Genomic DNA, 1,923 nt, shown 5'->3' on the forward strand with positions numbered 1-1,923 from the left:
CAAGATAGATTCTCTTGGCCGAATTCTTCAATAGCTTGCCAGCCATCACAACCTGAAGCGATTGCGGCTAAAACAAGAAAAATAATATCAACTAAATCATGGTCTAGGTTGATGTGAGAGCGAGGGTCTTCGATGAGTTTCAAGTGTTCAAATAAGGACATGGATTAGGCTCAGTAGAATAACATGCCCGATCAGATCATGCAGATAGGAAGAAGTTCCCTACTGTTAACAAAGTATGATCCCGCCCTGACTTACACGCGAGTGCATAATCTCGTTAGCCCTTCATATCTATGATAATCCGTTATTCCACTTAACTAAAAAACATCACAATACATTAGAGCCTACATTCATCCTCCGAGTTAGAATGACTACCTACTACTTTAAAATTATGCGAATCAAGCATCTTTGCTGACTTTGCGGTTACATGCAGTGCGCCTTTACAACTCACAAACTCTTTTCTTTCATGTGCATGCACAGCGTCCCAATAGTCATTTAAAGCTAATTGCATAACCACATTTTTTCGACACCTCGAACAAGAGATCTAACAGTAATCTCGCCGAAATCATCATCAGGTAAATGTGTCATTCTGCTAACTAAGCCAAATGCTTCATAGGCTTTAATAACATAATTCCCTTTATAAAATGCTGATGCGAGCTCTAGTGTAGGCACCTGTTCCGAACAGAAGTTAAATTGCTTTGGCATATTTTGGATATCGGCTTCAGCTCCAGCCAGATATATACTTATTGTGAATGACCTAGTTTTGGCAGTACCACTTAAGCCAACTAGTGCATCACATAAATTAGCACTTACACCACTTTCCACAATTGATTCGAATTCAAATACGCTTTCTGTATTTTGATAAGATTTTATCCCATTCTCTAAAGCTAACAAGCTACGAGACAAATTATTAGTGACAGCTCTAGTAATTGATATTTTATCTTGATCTAATTGGGCATCAAAAGACTCTACAATAGGAGCTATTAAATTAACGACAAAACTACCAACTTCTGTTTGGCCTAAGCGCAGTTGCTTTATAAAATTTTGAACATCAGTGTTACGTTGACCAGTAAAATGTGCTTTTTTTCTAAATGTAGAGAGTGTTGTTGCTGCAAGTAAGTCTCTTGATTTTTCAATAAGTAAAACTCCATCATCGATAGGAATAGTGCCTTCTTCTACATCGGCATGTACAACCCGTATTTTCACACTATCAGAAAAAAAATTATCTATTGCTCTTATAATTTTTAAAGGAGATCTATTTTCAAACTCTGAGAGCGAATTTACCGCGTCCAATATGCGCTGTTGATAGCCCTTAATATTAATCGATGTTGGTTGTATGACCTCAAAGTCAAAAAAACCTTCTTCTCTTCGATGCCAAATTGTAGCTTAACCGAAAACATCGCCATCTGGCACCCATCCATTTGACCGTAAGTAACATTCTAAATTTTTAGGCGGTATATTATGGGTAATATTTTTTAACTGAGAAATATTCATGCAGCAATACCTCCATGACTTGCCGACTCCATCAACAAAAGCATACTAGTAGCTGTTAAGATATTTTCTCTTGGGATCTTAATTGTAACTGATGTTCCATTGGTAGTTTCTTTCAAATCTCTCAGCGAAATCCAATAGCAACAATGTTTCATTTTCATGTGATCAAGTTCATATGAAAGCCATGCACTGAAGAATCCCCTGATGATTTACAAATAAATCATCAAATTAGGGTGGAAGCGCATCTTGTTGCATGATCAAATGGTTTCGCTAAAAACTACACTTGGACAACAAGATGCGCGAAGCCAATATCCTACAACATTCTTTACACCAATACTGCCCAGAACTTCACCTAAAACGATTAAACAGCTTGATGCTGGCCTCTAAGGCACTGATTGAATGTAAGACACTGACCTTGACTGAGTTAGGTCGAAA

Annotated in this window: 2 protein-coding genes and 1 pseudogene; 1 reads left to right on the forward strand and 2 read right to left on the reverse strand. The window is 37.5% G+C overall.

From position 1 onward, the window contains the following. On the reverse strand, positions 1-161 hold a 161-nt coding region (locus tag L5M49_RS24985), incomplete at its 3' end, for a transposase family protein (protein WP_263139880.1). Positions 162-498: 337 nt separating this feature from the next. Beyond that, a complete protein-coding gene (locus L5M49_RS24990) occupies positions 499-1,290 on the reverse strand; it encodes a hypothetical protein (protein ID WP_263208515.1) in 792 nt (263 codons plus the stop codon). Between the two features lie 493 nt (positions 1,291-1,783). Here L5M49_RS24990 and L5M49_RS24995 point away from each other — a divergent pair. After that, a pseudogene (locus L5M49_RS24995) lies at positions 1,784-1,923 on the forward strand (IS4 family transposase); the annotation flags it as partial.

The organism is Shewanella sp. SM74, from assembly GCF_025653725.1.
Taxonomy (GTDB): domain Bacteria; phylum Pseudomonadota; class Gammaproteobacteria; order Enterobacterales; family Shewanellaceae; genus Shewanella; species Shewanella oncorhynchi.